17 protein-coding genes are annotated in these 15,656 nt (G+C 62.7%); 7 read left to right on the top strand and 10 right to left on the bottom strand.

The genetic code is table 11. The features are described 5' to 3' along the window. Positions 1 to 88 precede the first annotated feature (88 nt). Both EJA05_RS15140 and EJA05_RS15135 read left to right on the top strand, forming a co-directional pair. Positions 89 to 460, top strand: coding sequence for a phosphotransferase system, HPr-related protein (locus EJA05_RS15140; RefSeq protein ID WP_125858866.1), 372 nt, complete (start codon positions 89 to 91; stop codon positions 458 to 460). Then, positions 460 to 690 (top strand): metallothionein, encoded by a 231-nt coding sequence (locus tag EJA05_RS15135; RefSeq protein WP_125858865.1) that lies wholly within the window; start codon positions 460 to 462, stop codon positions 688 to 690. The genes EJA05_RS15140 and EJA05_RS15135 overlap by 1 nt, the downstream gene beginning before the upstream one ends. A gap of 1,075 nt (positions 691 to 1,765) precedes the next feature. Here the strand turns inward: EJA05_RS15135 and EJA05_RS15130 are convergent. From EJA05_RS15130 to EJA05_RS15105, 7 genes are all read right to left on the bottom strand, one after another. Further along, on the bottom strand, positions 1,766 to 2,725 hold the full coding sequence (locus EJA05_RS15130) for a lysylphosphatidylglycerol synthase domain-containing protein (RefSeq protein ID WP_125858864.1): 960 nt from the start codon (positions 2,723 to 2,725) through the stop codon (positions 1,766 to 1,768). Then, positions 2,725 to 3,924: a cardiolipin synthase ClsB gene (gene clsB / locus EJA05_RS15125; protein ID WP_125858863.1), complete on the bottom strand. Its 1,200-nt coding sequence runs from the start codon at positions 3,922 to 3,924 to the stop codon at positions 2,725 to 2,727. Before clsB ends, EJA05_RS15130 begins: the two co-directional genes overlap by 1 nt. Beyond that, the gene (locus tag EJA05_RS15120; RefSeq protein WP_125858862.1) at positions 3,921 to 4,694 is read right to left on the bottom strand and encodes an endonuclease/exonuclease/phosphatase family protein; all 774 of its coding nucleotides are present in this window, start codon (positions 4,692 to 4,694) and stop codon (positions 3,921 to 3,923) included. The genes clsB and EJA05_RS15120 overlap by 4 nt, the downstream gene beginning before the upstream one ends. Then, a complete protein-coding gene (locus EJA05_RS15115) occupies positions 4,691 to 4,822 on the bottom strand; it encodes a hypothetical protein (RefSeq protein WP_374046853.1) in 132 nt (43 codons plus the stop codon). Before EJA05_RS15115 ends, EJA05_RS15120 begins: the two co-directional genes overlap by 4 nt. A gap of 94 nt (positions 4,823 to 4,916) precedes the next feature. Then, positions 4,917 to 5,060 carry a hypothetical protein gene (locus tag EJA05_RS28240; RefSeq protein WP_190305984.1) on the bottom strand — a complete coding sequence of 48 codons (144 nt, stop codon included), beginning with the start codon at positions 5,058 to 5,060 and terminating at the stop codon, positions 4,917 to 4,919. Positions 5,061 to 5,171: 111 nt separating this feature from the next. Beyond that, positions 5,172 to 5,453: a hypothetical protein gene (locus tag EJA05_RS15110; RefSeq protein WP_125858861.1), complete on the bottom strand. Its 282-nt coding sequence runs from the start codon at positions 5,451 to 5,453 to the stop codon at positions 5,172 to 5,174. A gap of 302 nt (positions 5,454 to 5,755) precedes the next feature. Beyond that, complete coding sequence (locus EJA05_RS15105) at positions 5,756 to 6,670, bottom strand: LysR family transcriptional regulator (RefSeq protein ID WP_125858860.1); 915 nt, start codon at positions 6,668 to 6,670, stop codon at positions 5,756 to 5,758. Positions 6,671 to 6,878: 208 nt separating this feature from the next. On the opposite strand from EJA05_RS15105, the gene EJA05_RS15100 reads away from it, so the two are divergent. Together EJA05_RS15100 and EJA05_RS15095 are read left to right on the top strand one after the other, a co-directional pair. Next, the gene (locus EJA05_RS15100) at positions 6,879 to 7,901 is read left to right on the top strand and encodes a zinc-dependent alcohol dehydrogenase family protein (RefSeq protein WP_125464311.1); all 1,023 of its coding nucleotides are present in this window, start codon (positions 6,879 to 6,881) and stop codon (positions 7,899 to 7,901) included. Between the two features lie 382 nt (positions 7,902 to 8,283). Next, positions 8,284 to 9,693, top strand: a complete 1,410-nt coding sequence (locus tag EJA05_RS15095; protein ID WP_125858859.1) for a hypothetical protein — start codon at positions 8,284 to 8,286, stop codon at positions 9,691 to 9,693. A gap of 9 nt (positions 9,694 to 9,702) precedes the next feature. On the opposite strand, the gene EJA05_RS15090 is transcribed toward EJA05_RS15095, so the two are convergent. The 3 genes from EJA05_RS15090 to EJA05_RS28420 form a co-directional block, all read right to left on the bottom strand. Further along, positions 9,703 to 10,497 carry an ABC transporter permease gene (locus EJA05_RS15090; protein WP_125858858.1) on the bottom strand — a complete coding sequence of 265 codons (795 nt, stop codon included), beginning with the start codon at positions 10,495 to 10,497 and terminating at the stop codon, positions 9,703 to 9,705. Then, on the bottom strand, positions 10,494 to 11,204 hold the full coding sequence (locus tag EJA05_RS15085) for an ABC transporter ATP-binding protein (protein ID WP_309475576.1): 711 nt from the start codon (positions 11,202 to 11,204) through the stop codon (positions 10,494 to 10,496). Before EJA05_RS15085 ends, EJA05_RS15090 begins: the two co-directional genes overlap by 4 nt. Positions 11,205 to 11,518: 314 nt before the next feature. After that, positions 11,519 to 11,797, bottom strand: a complete 279-nt coding sequence (locus tag EJA05_RS28420; RefSeq protein WP_223811827.1) for a hypothetical protein — start codon at positions 11,795 to 11,797, stop codon at positions 11,519 to 11,521. A 27-nt stretch (positions 11,798 to 11,824) separates the two neighbouring features. Here EJA05_RS28420 and EJA05_RS15080 point away from each other — a divergent pair, with 27 nt between their 5' ends. The 3 genes from EJA05_RS15080 (at position 11,825) to EJA05_RS15070 (ending at position 15,438) form a co-directional block, all read left to right on the top strand. Beyond that, the gene (locus EJA05_RS15080; RefSeq protein ID WP_223811826.1) at positions 11,825 to 13,810 is read left to right on the top strand and encodes a TonB-dependent receptor; all 1,986 of its coding nucleotides are present in this window, start codon (positions 11,825 to 11,827) and stop codon (positions 13,808 to 13,810) included. 140 nt (positions 13,811 to 13,950) lie between these two features. Next, on the top strand, positions 13,951 to 14,463 hold the full coding sequence (locus EJA05_RS15075) for a sigma-70 family RNA polymerase sigma factor (RefSeq protein ID WP_125464302.1): 513 nt from the start codon (positions 13,951 to 13,953) through the stop codon (positions 14,461 to 14,463). After that, complete coding sequence (locus tag EJA05_RS15070) at positions 14,464 to 15,438, top strand: FecR domain-containing protein (protein ID WP_223811825.1); 975 nt, start codon at positions 14,464 to 14,466, stop codon at positions 15,436 to 15,438. The last annotated feature ends 218 nt before the right edge of the window (positions 15,439 to 15,656 follow it).

The following is a 15,656-nucleotide window of genomic DNA, read 5'->3' as shown; positions in this document are numbered from 1 at the left end:
AAGCGCGGGGCGGTGGCTTGGAAGAAACTCTGAATCATTTCTTCGTGGGGGCAGTCGACCGTGTGAAACCCACTGACGGAGAACGTTCATGTCTAGACCCGATGACCCAAGACCGCAGATTGAGATCGACGACACCGAGGACCGCATGGGTAGTGTCCACGAGCTGGATTTCAGCGAACGCATGACCGGAGGCGAGACCCTGAGCGGGAGCCTGCTCGAGGACAATGTCCGTCTTGATGACCTGGGCCCCGAGACGCTGTTTGATGAAACCGATGCCTGGGACGCGGATGAGCCCGGGACGGCAGGCGGCCCGGCAGATATGACCCTGCGCCAGGTGGAGGCCCACGAGATCGGTGGCGGCATCGGCCTGGACGAGGCCGAATTGGCCCGCTCCGCGCCGCTGGACGGCGAGCCGTGGAGTGATGACGTGGTGCCCGATGACGACAGGAGAGAACCCTGATGAACGAGCAACGCTGTTCTTGCAACCACTGTTCCTGCACTGTGGATGCCAATGCCGTGGTCCAGGATGGCAAGGCCTATTGCTGCGAGGCCTGCGCGAGGGGCCATCGTGATGGGGAGCCTTGTCGTATGGCTGACTGTAAATGTGGTGAGCTGACCCAGCCGAAGGAAAGTTCTGTTGATAATGCGCTGGATGAAACATTCCCGGCGAGTGATCCTATTTCACCGTAAGTTCCCTTTCTCTCCATGGCCCTTTCGCTGGTATCTTCGGCGAAGGGCCAATCAATATATCGCTGTGCCCACGGTTCAATAGCAACTCTGCTGATCTTGATCTTGATCTTGATCTTGATCTTGATCTTGATCTTGATCTGCTTTTGATCTTGCTTCTAAGCGCGCAATAGTCCAGGCAACACAAATTGCGACTTCAGGAGGCCGAGTGGAGGTGACTGTAGGGCCCTGGTGCGCAGCACCCTTCGGCGTAAGCCGAAGGCGCGAGATGTAGACTTGCGCAGCAAGTCGTAGGCCGCGCGGGCCCGGAAGGCACCGGAGCGAGGGGACCCCGGAGCGTAGCGCAGGGGCCGTATGATGGGAGCGGGCGGCTTTGGTTACTTTGGCCAAGACCAAAGTAACCCGCCGTAAGGGCGGAAAGGTGACTCTGTGTCTTCATCGTAAATGAATGCGCATATAGTTTTCAAAACACACTCTCTCAAAGTCAAAGTCAAAGTCAAAGTCAAAGTCAAAGTCAAAGTCAAAGTCAAAGTCAAAGTCAAAGTCGGTCGGCGTCGGTTTTAATAGATTTAAGTGCATTCATTTGCGATGAAGACGCAGAGTCACCTTTCCGCCCTTACGGCGGGTTACTTTTTTTCTTGGAAAAAAGTAACCAAAAACCGCTCGCTCCATTCATACGGCCCTCCGCTGCGCTCCGGGTCCCTTCGCTCCGGCGTCCTCCGGGCCCGCGCGGCCTCCGACTTGCTGCGCAAGTCTACATCTCGCGCCTTCGGCTAACGCCGAAGGGTGCTGCGCACCAGGGCCCTCCAGACGCCTACGCTCAGCCTCCTGAAGTCGCGAAGTTAGGGGCGGCGCCTGGGCTGGCTTTAGCTGTCGCTAGCGGCTATGGCGCTAAACTCTTGATCGGCAACGGCAACGGCAACGGCAACGGCAACGGCAAGGGCAAGGGCAAGGGCAAGGGCAAGGGCAAGGGCACAGCGCTGGGCTTGCCTCGTGTGGACGCTCGCAATCGCTACGCGCCTGGCTCAGGCTTGGGGTGTTGTAGTAGTAGGTGATGATCCGCGCATCCTTGGGCCCATCAGCGCTTGTCTAGGGCCGGCCCGGCCTGTCGGCGCAAGGCCTTGGCGCGCTTCTCGAGGACCAGGTACGTCACCACCGCCAACAACAGTGGGATCAGGTAGTACAACGTTCGATAGCCCAGCAGCGCGGCAACCAGCGTGCCCTGGCCGAGTTGGCCGTGGAGCAGTGCGAGGAACACGGCCTCGAGCACGCCGAGCCCTGCGGGAATATGGGCGACCACGCCCGCCACGCAACTGATCAGCAACACACCCAGCACCGAGGGATAGAACAGCTCCGGCGGCAGCAGCAGGTGGATCAAGGCCGCCATCAGCGCCCAGTTGCTTGCGCCCAGGGCCACCTGGCACAACGCCAGACGCAGGCTCGGCAGGGTGACTTCGTGCCCGCGCATGTCCCATGTGCGCCGCCTGGCGAAGGCGCAGGCGAACAGGTAGGCCAATGCGATCGCTACCATCAGCACGCCGATCAGGCGCAGGCCGCCGGCGCCCACCGCCCAGCTTTCCGGCAGCTTGACCATACCGAGGGCGAACACCGTGCCGGCCAGCAGCAGATAGCCCATCCAGTTGGTCAACAGACCCAGGGTCAGAATGCGGGTGATGGTCGGGGTATCCAGACCCAGCCTGCTGTACAGGCGATAACGCAGGGCCACGCCGCCGACCCAAGTAGTGAAGTTGAGGTTGAATGCGTAGCACACGAACGCCACCGGTAACACCTGGCGCGCTGGTAGTTGATGGCCTGTGTAGGCGCGGGCGAGCAGGTCGTAGCTGGCGAATACCAGGTAGCTGCACAGTGCCAGCAGCAACCCCATGGCCAGGGTCGAGGGGCGGTAGGCCAGCAGCGAGTGGCGGACTTCGTTCCAGTCCAGGTTACGCGCCAGGGTAAACAGCAGTAGCGGGATCAGTACCAGAAACAGCACGGTCAGCAGACGTTTGCCCCAGGTCTTCCAGCGTGGCGTGGCCATCAGGTCTTGCCCCCGTGGTAGTCGGCCGAGGCCTCGCTGTCGGCTTGCAGCGACTGCAGGCGCTGCCGGTGCGCCGGGAACCAGCCGGCGATACGCGGGAAGTAGCGGGTGATGTGGAAACCCAGGAAGATCAACGGTGCGCGCCACCAGTAGCCGCGCACCATGCGCTCCAGCGTCACGCTCTTGCAGTGATCGCGGCTCAGTTCGCTCAAGTGCTGGTACAGGTGTTCGTTGAACGCACGGTCGCGGATCAGCAGGTTGGCCTCGAGGTTGAACGACAGGCTCAGCGGGTCGAGGTTGCTCGAGCCTACGGTGGACCAATGGTTGTCCACCAACGCCACCTTGCCGTGCAGCGGGCGCTGGCAGTACTCGTGGATGCGCACGTCGTCGCGCAACAGGTAGTTGTAGAGCAGCCGCGAGAGCGTGCGCACCCAGCGCATGTCCGGTTGCCCCTGGAGGATCAGCGTCACCTCGACCCCGCGCCGGGCGGCGTTGCGCAGTTCGCGCAGCAGGCGGTAGCCGGGGAAGAAGTAGGCGTTGGCGACGACGATGCGTTGCCTGGCCTCGCGAAACGCTTGCAGGTAACAGACCTCGATATCGTTACGATGGCGAAGGTTGTCGCGCTCCACCAGCAGGGCACTGGCCGAGCCGGCGGCGCTGCCCGGTTCGACCTGGTTGGCATTTTCCAGCACCGGCGCGAGCATCCGGCAGGTGGAGGCGTGCACTTGGGCCACCACCGGGCCGACGACCTCCACGGCATAGTCCTGCTTGGCCTGCGGGCCGAAGTCGCCAAGGTGGTCGGCGCTGTAGTTGATGCCGCCGATGAAGGCGCGTTTTCCGTCGATCACCAGGATCTTGCGGTGCAAACGGCGGAACAGGTTGGTGCGCATGCCGGCCAGCCGTGGTTGTGGATCGAATGAATGGAAACGCACCCCGGCCTCGGTCATCGAGGAGATGAAATTCTCGGGCAGGTCGGCGGTGCCGTAGCCGTCCGCCACCACCTCGACCCGTACCCCGCGCCGCGCGGCGTCGATCAGGGCTTGGCGCAAGGGTTGGCCGACCTTGTCGTCGTAGATGATGAAGGTTTCCAGAAGGATCTCCTCGCATGCCTGGGCCATGGCCTCGAACACGCGCGGGTAGTACTGCTCGCCGTTTATCAGCAACTCGATGTGGTTGCCGTCGCACCAGGGCTGCTTCATAGCGTCACCTGCGCCACGAGTGGGGCATGGTCGGAGAGGTGTGACCAGGGGTATCTGGACAACACGCGTGCCTGGCAAGCGTGTGCATTACGCAGGTAGATGCGGTCCAGGCGCAGCAGCGGCAGGCGGGCGGGAAAGCTGCGTGCCGGCTTGCCGAAGGCCTCGAGCAGGTGGCCCGAAAGCCGCGCATCCGCTTTCAGACGCCAGTCGTTGAAATCGCCGGCGACGATGACCGGCTCGTCCGGCGGCAGGCTGTCAAGCAACGCCAGCAGCAGATCGACCTGCTGGTGACGATGACCTTCACGCAGGCCTAGGTGCACGCAGATTGCGTGCACCTGCTCATGACCGGGTACTTCGAGCCGGCAGTGCAGCAGGCCACGCTCCTCGTTGCCACGGATCGTGACGTCGAGGTTGTCGTGGGCGCGGATCGGAAACTTGGACAGCAACGCGTTGCCATGGTCGCCATGGGGGTAGACCGCATTGCGACCGTAGGCGAACTGCGGCCACATGCTGTCGGCGAGGAACTCGTACTGAGGTGCAGTCGGCCAGGTCGGATGGCGCTCGGCATGCTGTTGGTGGCTGCCGTGCACCTCTTGCAGGAAGACCAGATCGGCCCCAGTAGTGCGGACCGCCTCGCGCAGCTCCGGCAGGATGAAACGGCGGTTGAACAGGGTGAAGCCCTTGTGCACATTGAGGGTCAGTACCGTCAGGTGATGTACGGCGGTCTCCTTGTCGATGATGCAGCGGGGGGCGGGCAGGGTTCCGTTCATAGCGGCACCTGCGGCTCGACCCCTGGCTCGGTCACCAACTCGTCGTCCTGGCGTAGCCCCTCGGGGTCGAAGTCCTTGCGCCAAGAGCCACAGCGCCAACCGGCAATACCAATACGGATCTCGCTCACCATAGCCCCCTGTGTTCAAGTACTCATCAGTAGCGACTGGCAGGGGAGCGAGAGGGTTCAGCAGGATTGACGAGTGGCGCTGGGGTGGGTTTTGTCATCCGTCGGATTGTTCCTCTGGTGGCACCTGGCCCTCCGGCCAGTCGGGTGCCTCTTGTTCTGGGGCAGGCGTGGTTAGTTGTTCGCCGGGATCGAGCGGCACCTCATCGACATAAGGATCTGGATGATTGGGGTCGATCATGTTCTGACACCTCGTAAAGGGCTTTAGCTGCCTTCCAATCCACCGGTACAGGGGCTGTTCAATGCGATCCCCAGGGCGAACGTTTGTCGCCCTGGTTGGACCGCTTCGGAATCAGCGCTCCTTGTCTATGCCCGGGCCTTGGTCGCGCTGCTGGCCACCGGCTTTTCCAGTGTCGGAAAGGTTTTCCCTTTCGTCAGGCTGCTCAACCGATTGCCCGCCTTGTCGCCCGGTATCCTGGGACTGCGTCCAATCCTTGTTGGTCTTGTCTTCAGGCCGCTGGCCGCCTTTCTGCCGGTCGGTCATGTCGCCAGCCGAGCCCTGTCCCCCTTGCTGACCTGCGTTGGTGTCGGTGCTACGGGTTTGATCGCCGCCCTTGTCTTGATTGTTAGCCATGATGGCTTACCTCTGGTCGAACACAGGAAGGTCTGTGTGCAGTTGTGACTGGGCAGGCACTCATCGCACTGCAAATATTCGCGGCTTTTCGGACCAGGTGCCTGAAGGGCCGCAGGACAAACATTTAGCGGGTGAACAACAGCAGGGCATGGGTGCGAGAAAAGCGGAACTTCGCCGGCGTTGCGGGCTTCCACCGCATGCGGGAGCGCCGAGGTGACATGGTTCGTTCGAGCAGGCTTGCACGTGATGGATCGCCATTGAGTGGCGTCAACCTGCTCTACTCGAATACGCCCATGTTGTCTTTACATGTTCTCGTCGCTGCCGAAAAACATCTGTATCCGCGACCTGAGCCAGCGCTCCGCCGGGTCATTGTCCTGCGCCCCGCGCCAAGCCATGTGCAACTCGAAACTGCGCACCTCCAGTGGCAGGTCCTCAGCCCGCAACCCGCCGGCGGCGGTGAGCGCATCTGCGGTGTAGTCCGGCACCGTGGCGACGATATCGGTCCCGGCCAGCAAACTCCCCAGCCCGTTGAACTGCGGTACCGCCAGCACCACATGGCGCTTGCGGCCGATTTCGTCCAGCGCTTCATCGATGAAGCCGGACAAGTCGCCGGCAAACGACACCAACGCATGGGGCCGGGCGCAGAAATCGTCGAGGCTGATGCTGCCGGGCATGCTGTCGGCGCGCAGCAACTTGGGCATGCTGCGGCGCAGCACCTTGCGCTTGGCGTTGGCGGGCAGGTCGCTGGTGTAGCTCACGCCCACCGAGATTTCACCCGATGCCAGCAGCGTTGGCATGAGCAGGTAATTGACCCTGCGAACAACCAGCACAATGCCGGGGGCCTCGGCGCGGATACGCTTGAGCAGTTGCGGCAGCAGGGCGAACTCAGCGTCGTCGGAAAGGCCGATGCGGAACACTGCATTGCTGGTGGCCGGGTCGAATTCGGCGGCGCGGCTGACTGCAGTGGAGATCGAGTCCAGGGCTGGCGAGAGCAGGGCGAAGATCTCGTGGGCGCGGGCCGACGGCTCCATGCTGCGGCCGGTGCGCACGAACAGCGGGTCGTCGAACAGGCTGCGCAGGCGCGACAGCGCGGCGCTGATGGCCGGCTGGCCGAGGAACAGCTTTTCGGCGGCGCGGGTCACGCTGCGTTCGTGCATCAGGGTTTCGAACACGATCAGCAGGTTGAGGTCTACGCGACGCAAGTCGTTACGATTCATTCGATGCGGCTCGCCAGTCAGTGGGGCAGGGGTGAATCTTAAGGCCAAAGGCTGTTACCCTGCACCGATTTGTGGGAGCCAATGCGCAGATTTGCCTGGGGCCCAATCAATGACAGGCATGTCGACTATTAACGGCCACTGATGGCCCAAAGCGCAAAGCCCGGATAAAGTCCGTGGTAATACGAGATTCACACAGGCGAGGTATGCGATGTCCCGCATGATCCGTTTCCACAAGTTCGGTCAGGCCGATGTGCTCCGTTGCGAGGAGCAGGCCGAACCGTCCCCGGCGGCCGGCGAGGTGCAGGTGCGCGTCGAGGCGATCGGCATCAGCTGGTACGACGTGCTCTGGCGGCAGAACCTGGCACCTTCCCAGGCACGTCTGCCTGCAGGCATCGGCCATGAAATGGCCGGTGTGGTCATGGCGGTTGGCGAAGGGGTGGACGACATTGCGGTGGGCGACCGGGTCGCCAGCTTCCCGGCCACCAGCCCCAATGATCACCCTGTCTATGGCGATGTGATCGTGCTGCCGCGCAGCGCCATCACCCGTTACCCCGATGTGCTGACCCCGATCGAAGCCAGCGTGCATTACACGCCGCTGCTGATCGCGTATTTCGCCTATGTCGATCTGGCCCGGGCCAAGGCCGGCCAGACTGCGCTGGTCACCGATGCCAGCCACTGTGCAGGGCCGGCTTTCGTGCAGTTGGGCAAGGCCCTGGGGCTGAAGGTGTTCGCCGCCACCAAGGAGCCGGAGCAGCGTGAATACCTGCTCGGCCTGGGCGCGGACAAGGTGATCGTTACCGAAGAGCAGGACCTGGTCCTGCAGGTCGGCAAGTACACCAACGGCCGTGGCGTGGACATGGTCCTCGATGGCATGGGCGGGCCGCAGATGTCGCTGCTCGGCGACGTGCTGGCGCCGCGCGGCAGCTTGGTGCTGTATGGCCTGCAGGGTGGCAACCAGACGCCGTTCCCGGCTTGCGCGGCGTTCCAGAAGAACATCCAGTTCCATGTGCACTGCATCGGCAACTTCACCGGCAAGCCGGAGCTGGGCATCGCCCAGGACCAGGTTGCCCTGCAGCGTGCGTTGCGTGACATCAACCAGTTCACCGCCGACCAACTGCTGACCCCGCAGATCATCAAGGTGTATCCGTTCGACCAGGTGGTCGCGGCCCATCGCCATATGGACGAATGTCCGTGTGGGGGGCGTGTGGTGTTGGACATGGCGGTGAGTTGATCGCCAGCGACTGTTGCCATCATGAAAAAGCCCGAGCAATGTCTCGGGCTTTTTTTCGGATGTATCCTACGGCGATTTAAGATTACTTGCTGAGGCTGTAGTGGAAATGTCTAGTTAACCCACTGCAACTTCAATAAATTGTTCTTTGTCCGGGCTATTCATCATTTTTATGTTTCGACTCTTCAGAATGTGTGTGCCAGGCCGATGAACGCCACCACGGGCGCAGTGGCGCTGGGTTGTAGCTTGTTCGGCGACAGTCACCGAAGTATTAATCCTCTTTTGTCTTTCTTGGTTTTGGGAAATTTCCTTCAAGATCGGGGTTTAATTCATCTGCCAAACTCTGCTTTTGGATCTGATCCGATCAGAAAGATGGAGTGACTACATGAACAATACCCATGACCAGGCCATGCACTATGTTTATCAACAAGTATTGCAACGAATCTTCGAACATCTGAACCAGGCGCAGCGCGCTTCCATTCAACTGTTGATGCAACGGTTGCTGGTGATCGCTGGCGGCCATGCGCAGATCGCTGATCTGCGTCTGGTGCTGTTGCACGGTGGCGACCAGCGCAGCGCCCATTTGCTCGCCTACCTGCGCGCGGCGCAATTGAGCATCGCCCTTCGCCATCATGCAACCTTCCGCCTGCGTGTGCTCATTGCCAGGTCGCCTGGGCTGGATCGCGCGACGCTGGCCAGCCATGAGCGCTGCTTCAGTGCCTTGTTCCTGCATGACGACCCAAGGGTGGAACTGCTGCTCAGCGACGGTGAGAGACTGGAACCATTCATTGCCGGTGAAACCAGTGGCTGCGGGCAGCTGGGCGATGCCGGCAAGGCCTGGCTGCTGTTCGGCCATCTGAGTGGCGGGCAGCCTGATGCACTGCTCGGCGGGCAAGCTTATTTGATGCTGGCGGAGGGGCTGAGCCAGGCACTGGCCGGCGCGGACCCAGAGGGTGGCGTGGATGCCTTGGTCACGGTGGCGCCGGCCGTGCAGCGCCGTCGTCTGCTGGCTTGGGCCCGGCGCTGCCTGAGCCAGGCCTGCGATGCCGCACCACCGGCCTTGCCACAGTGTGTACGTGTATTGACGCAGCAACTGGCACAACTGCGCTACCGGCTGGACGACCCCGCGCCGTCAGTGCAGGTGGCACTGCCAGCCCAGGCTGCACGCCCCCTGCGTGTGGTCGCGGTGGATGACCTGCTGCAACTGGACGATGGGGCCTCGCTGGAACACATGCTGGGCCGCCGCGAGGTGCTGCCGTGTCAACTGCAGGGGCTGGCTGGGCTGTTTGACCCGCTGGCGCTGGCGCATCTGCATGGGTTGCATGGGCAGTACGTGAGCCTGCTTGGCTATCGCGAGGGCGTGCAGGGGTTGTTGCAGCGTCTGGGCCAGAGCCAGTTGGCCTGGCCGGAGGAATACAGCTTGCAGGCGCAAGCCAGCTTTGCGCAGGCCTATGGGGTGAGCGAAGAGCAACTGGTCTGCCTGCTGCTCACGCCGTTCGAGGCGCGGGGGCGCAACCTTGAGCGTTATGTGCAACGTTGTCACCCACGCATGCGGGTGGCGTTGCCTTACCTGCACCGGGCGTTGCAGGGGCGCCCTTGCCCGGCGTTGGTAAGCCAATGGCTGGTGGATGTCAGCGGGTTGGAGCTGGTGCACCTGCGGGCGCTGTACGCCGGTACGCTGCCTGCGCAGGTGAGCCTGCAGGCCCAGGTGCTGGCACGGCGTGACCTGTGGTTGCGGCTGCTGCCGCTTCCTGCGCAGGAGCAGGTTGACCCACAGCGCCTGCGTCGTGGCTGAACGCGGTGCTCAGGGCCTGGGTGAGAGCTTGTGCAGCATGAACTGATGGGCCGGCGAGAACAGTCGATTGAATGTCAGCAGTACCGCGCAAACCGTACCGAGCGCCGATGCCGCGGCGATCAGGAACATGATCACGATCTGGTAGCGCACGGCCTCGGCGGGGCTTTGCCCGGCGAGGATCTGGCCGGTCATCATGCCCGGGAGGCTGACGATGCCAACCACCGTCATCTGGTTCAGGGTTGGCATCATGCCGGCCTTCACCGCCTGTGCGGCGGCGGCCCGGGCTGCCTCCCAGCGGGTCCCGCCCAAGGCCAGGATCATCTCCACCACGGCGCGGGTGCTGCCGAGTTCACGGGTCATGCGGTCGATGCCCAGGGACACCGCTGTCAGGGTGTTGCCGAGGATCATGCCGAGGATCGGAATGGCGTACTGAGGTTCGTACCAGGGGCGGATCCGCAGCACCACGAACAGGCCGACAGCCGTGACCAGCCAGGAGCTCAGCCAGACCGAAACGACGCTGTCAGTGAGCAGGCCCTGATGGCGGTGTTTGCCTCGCCCGGCGGCCGCGTGCCCTGCGACCAGGGTCATGGCCAGGACCAAGGGCAGTACCACATACCACTGGGCAAAGTGAAATACCCAACCCAGCACGTAGCCAATGGCCAGGAGCTGGACCACGGTGCGCACGGCAGCCAGAAGCAACTGGCGCTCCAGCTGTAGCTTCAACAACAGCGACAGCACGCCGTTGATCAGTATCAGCGTCGAGGCGATCGCCAGATCGGCATAGGACAGGCTCTGGTAGTTCATGTGCGGTACTCGGCAAGCAGGGTGCCGTGCTGCAGGGTCAGCTGGCGGCTACTCATTCTTTGCGCCTGCGCGTGATCATGCGAGACCCAGACGTAGGCACGCTGCTGGTTCGCGGCATTGAACCAGTTCATCACCAAGGTTTCCACGGCCGCCGCCGACTGCGGATCGAGGGCTGACGTGGGTTCATCGAACAGGATGACTTGCGGCTGCAGGAGCAGCACGCGGATCAAGGCAACGATCTGCGCTTCTCCGCCCGACAGGTCGCTGGCCGCTTTGTCGACGAAAGCTTTCGGCTTGCCAGCCAGGCCCAGCAGCTGATTCGCCGCGTCAATGTCGAAGGTGCGCGGGCGCAGGGCTTTCAAGGTGAAAGGCAACTGCAGATTGTCCCTGACGCTGCCGTCCACCAAGGCAGGGCGTTGGGCGAGGTAGCACACGCATGAACGGTAGCGGGTGATCGCCTGGGCCGTGACGGGGCTGCCCATCCAGATGATCTCGCCGCTGCTGGGCGAGTCGAGCAGCGCCAGCAAGCGCAGGAACACGCTTTTGCCCGCGCCGGATTGGCCGCTGATCGCCACGCGGTCACCGGCGCACAGGCTGAAGTCGGCAGGTGCAAGCAAGGGCGCCTGCCCGCTGGCATTGGTTCGCCCCAGCTGCCTGGCTTCTACCAGCGCGGGCATGCGCTCGGAGGGGGATGGGCGTGACGACACCAGGCGGCCTCGCGAGAGTGTTGGGTGAGCGAGGCAGTGTGTCAGAGCCCGCTATCGACAACCAGCGTCGCTGCTCAGGCCCACCTAAGTTTTCATCCGTAAGGTCCCTCCCTGAAACCACAACCGGATCCGAGGAGGGAGCCGCGATGAACGCAACGAGCTCAAGTTGGCTCAACAAAGTCCCGGAAGTGACCCTGTCCTTCTGGATCATCAAGATCTTCCAAGCGGGTTGCAAGGCAATGAGAGCGTTGTCGCTAATGCACTGATATGCGGCGCCAAGTGTAACTAAATGTATGTGGCTAAACTTATGTAACTTAATATGTGAAATATAAAGTTACTTGGCGTAAATTTTGTAAATGCACTTTGTTCAATAAATTATCGCAAATAGGATTGCGCATCATTTCATAGGTGATGGCAATCAAATGGCAAGCACTCCAACAACCCGCCGCGCGGAATCCCCACATCTTTACACGGCCCTCGGCCTGGCCCTGGCATCCTGTTCGACCGCGAGCCTGGCGCAAACCGCCGATGCCGGCAAAACCAAGCCGGGCTCGATCCTTGAACTGGATGCTACCGATGTAAAAGGTGTCCATCAGGCCGAGACGTTCAAAGTGGATGAAATGTCTTCGCCGAAGTTCACCGCGCCGCTGCGCGAAGTGCCCAAGTCGATCACCATCATCAACGAAGCCTTGATCAAGGAGCGCGGCGCCACCTCGCTTACCGACGTGCTGCGTACCACCCCAGGCATTACCCTGGGCGCAGGCGAGGGCGGCACGCCACTGGGCGACCGGCCGTTCATCCGCGGCTTCGAAGCCAGTACCGATATCCAGATCGACGGCCTGCGCGACCTTGGCCGCATGTCCCACGAGGCGTTCAACGTGGAGTCGGTCGAGATCGTCAAAGGGCCGGGTTCGGCCTACAACGGCCGGGGCTCCACGGGCGGCTCGATCAACCTCGTGAGCAAGGCCGCCAAGGCCGAGGACTTCATCGCCGGCAGCGTCACGATGGGTACCGACCAACTCTGGCGCAATACCCTGGACATCAACCAGTACTTGCCCGAGCAGGACCTGGCGTTTCGCCTGAACGCCATGAAGCACGAAGCCGATACCCCCGGCCGCGATGACGTCGAGGTCAAGCGCTGGGGCATCGCCCCGACCATTACCTGGGGCCTGCAGGGCCCGACGCGGGTGACGGCCAGCTACTACCACCTGGAAACAGATGACATTCCCGATCAGGGCCATCCGATCTCGTTGATCACCAACAAGCCTGCGGATGTCGACCGGGACAACTTCTACGGGCTGGTTGACCGAGATTTTCGCAAGACTTCCGCCGACCTGGCCACGCTGCTGATCGAACATGAGTTCACCCCGCAGCTGACCGTGCGCAACACCCTGCGCGGCGGGCGCAGCATGCAGAACTACGTGATGAGCCGCCCGGTGTTCGCCAACGTCGCGCAGGAACAGAACGGCCTGGTAGGCCGGGGTTTCCGGCCACGCAACGTGGTCAACACCTCGGTGCTCAACCAGACCGATCTGTTCGGCACCTTCCACACCGGTGGCATCAAGCACAGCTATTCCGCCGGCCTGGAAGTCAGCCGCGAGACCATTACCGACAAGGACAAGCACGCTGGCAACAACGGTCGCCCGGGTAACCTGTACAACCCCAACCCGCACGACGGTGGCTGGACTTTGCTGCCGGGGACCGGGGAGGTCACCAGCAAATACCAGACCGAGGTCAAGTCGCTGTACGCCTTCGACACCCTCGCGCTGCATGAACAGTGGGACCTGAACCTGGGGCTGCGCTACGACGATTACGACGTCAAGAACCGGGTCGAGGGCGGCGCCTCGTCGTCGAGCGAGCTGTGGAACTACCAGGTGGGCGTGGTGTTCAAGCCAATGCCCAACGGCAGCATCTACCTGTCCTACGGCACCTCGTCCAACCCCTCGGGCGAGAACACCCAGTCCGGCGGCGCCGACGGTGCCGGGGCAGGCAACCTCAATGGCAACAAGGCCAACCTCGACCCGGAAAAGTCACGCAGCGTCGAGCTGGGGACCAAGTGGGATGTGTTCAACGAACAGCTGTCGCTGACCGCCGCGGTGTTCCGCACCGAGAAAACCAATGCGCGGGTGACCGACCCGATCACCGGCCTGGTGGCCCTGGACGGCGACCAGCGCGTGACCGGCATCGAGTTCGGCGTCACCGGCCGCATCACCGACGACTGGGCGGTCTGGGGCGGCTACACCTACCTGGATGCCGAAGTGGTGAAGTCGGGCGGCGATGGCAGCAACGACGGCAACCGCTCCAAGTTCATTGCGCCGAACAGCTTCAGCCTGTGGTCGTCCTATGACCTGACCGACCGCTGGACCGTGGGCGCCGGGGCCAACTACATGGACCAGCGTTACATGAACGATGCCAACACCGTCAGCATCGACGACTACTGGCGCTACGACGCGATGGTGGCCTACAAGGTCAACAAGAACCTCGACCTGCAGTTGAACGTGCTCAACCTGACCGACGAGACCATCTATGATGCCTCGCACGTTGGCCTGTTCGCCACGGTCGCACCGGGGCGCTCGGCGGAGCTGACGGCCAACTTCAGGTTCTGACCGCTGCTGCGTCGGTAGCTATCAGCCCAAGGCGCCCGGTTGCAATCAACCTGGCGCCTTTTGTTTAGGGGCCTTGCTTTGCGGTCGGGGTGTAACTTAGCATTGCTAACAATTCTCAGTTACACAAAAAGAATCGCCCCATGAGCGAAGCCCAGCCTGTGCAAACCCCTCGACTGTCTGCTGTCGAAGCGCTCTACAGCGCCCATCACGGCTGGTTGTACAACCGCTTGCGGCGGCGCCTGGGCAATGCGATGGATGCGGCTGATCTGGCGCATGACACCTTCGCGCGCATCCTCGCGTCGAAGGTCACGGTGTTCAACGAGCCCCGTGCCTATCTGAATTGCGTCGCCGGTGGCATCCTCGCCAACTGGTGCAAGCGCAAGTCGCTTGAACGTGCCTACCTGGCGGCGCTGGAGCAGCTGCCAGCCCCCGAGGCGCCGTCGCCGGAAACGCGCCTGCTGATCCTCGAAACCCTGCATGAAATCGATGCGATGCTCGACAGCTTGCCGGCACTGGTCAGGCGGGCGTTCCTGCTGTCGCAGCTGGCCGGGATGAAGTACGAGGACATCGCCGAGCAGCTCGGCGTTTCGCTGATCACCGTCAAGCGCTACATGAAGCAGGCGTTTCTCCAGTGCCTGAAGCTGGTTGACTGAGTGAGCGTCGATCACCCCCACATCGAGCTTGACCCCGAAGCACTGGCGGAGGCCGCCGAGTGGCTGATGTGCTTGAGCGACAGCGAGGTCACGCCAGAGCAGCAGGCCCAATGGGCGGCCTGGCGCAACAGCAGCGCCGAGCGTGCCCAGGCCTGGGCGCGTGCCGAACTGCTGATGGGCAAGCTCGGTGGCTTGCCGCCGGCACTGTCGCTGTCGGCGCTGGATCGCCCCAGTGATCCGGGCCGGCGCCAGGCGATCACCCGCCTGGCAGTCCTGCTGGCCCTGGCTCCCGCAAGCTGGGCAGGTTGGCAGATGTACGGGCAAGGGTGGGCAGCGGACTATCGCTCGGCGGTTGGCCAGCGCCGCGATGTCACGCTTGCCGACGGTACCCAGCTGATCCTCAACACCGACACTGCGATTGACGTGTGCTTCGGTGCCAACGAGCGTTTCATCCGTCTGTACCGCGGCGAGATCCTGGTGCAGACCGCGCCGGATATCGTCGTCCCGGCGCGCCCACTGCGGGTAGGGACCGGGGAAGGGGTGATGCAGGCTCTGGGCACACGGTTCAGCGTGCGTGAACGGCAAGGGCGCACTTATCTTGCGGTGCTTGAAGGGGCAGTGCGGGTGCAGCCCGCCAGCGCCGGGCAGGCGCAGGGCCGGGTCGTGGCGGCTGGCGAGCAGGCCGATTTCGATGGCCAGGGCGTCGGCCCTAACCAGGCGCTGGACAGCGCCGGCACGCTCTGGACCCAAGGCATGCTGCTGGCGGACAACATGCGGCTGGACGAGCTGCTGGGTGAGTTGGCGCGCTACCAGCGCGGGTTCATCCGCTGTGACCGGCAGAGCGCAGGCTTGCGGGTGTCGGGGGCGTTTCCTATCAGCGACAGGCGCCGCACGTTGGGGATGTTGCAGGCGACTTATGGGCTGGCGGTCGAGGAGCGCATGGGTGGGTATTGGACGTTGGTTTCTGCGCGGTAGGGCGGTGGGGTTGCAAGGTGTTCGCCTTGAGATGTTCTGCGCCTAGGAGATCGAGCGCCGCCCGCGCGGCGCATCGCTGGCAAGCCAGCTCCCACATTTGTTTCGGGCCAGTCACTCCTGTGATTTCATCGCTGTCCGCCTTGTTTGTACGACTCGCTATTGAGGTGGGCACTACTGGCGCCTCACCCGACTTGAGACATGCACCAAGGCGTGCAGCG

It is taken from the genome of Pseudomonas oryziphila, from assembly GCF_003940825.1.
Taxonomy (GTDB): Bacteria; Pseudomonadota; Gammaproteobacteria; order Pseudomonadales; family Pseudomonadaceae; genus Aquipseudomonas; species Aquipseudomonas sichuanensis.
Note: the sequence above shows the minus strand (reverse complement) of the source record. Positions and strands in the feature narration are given on the sequence as shown.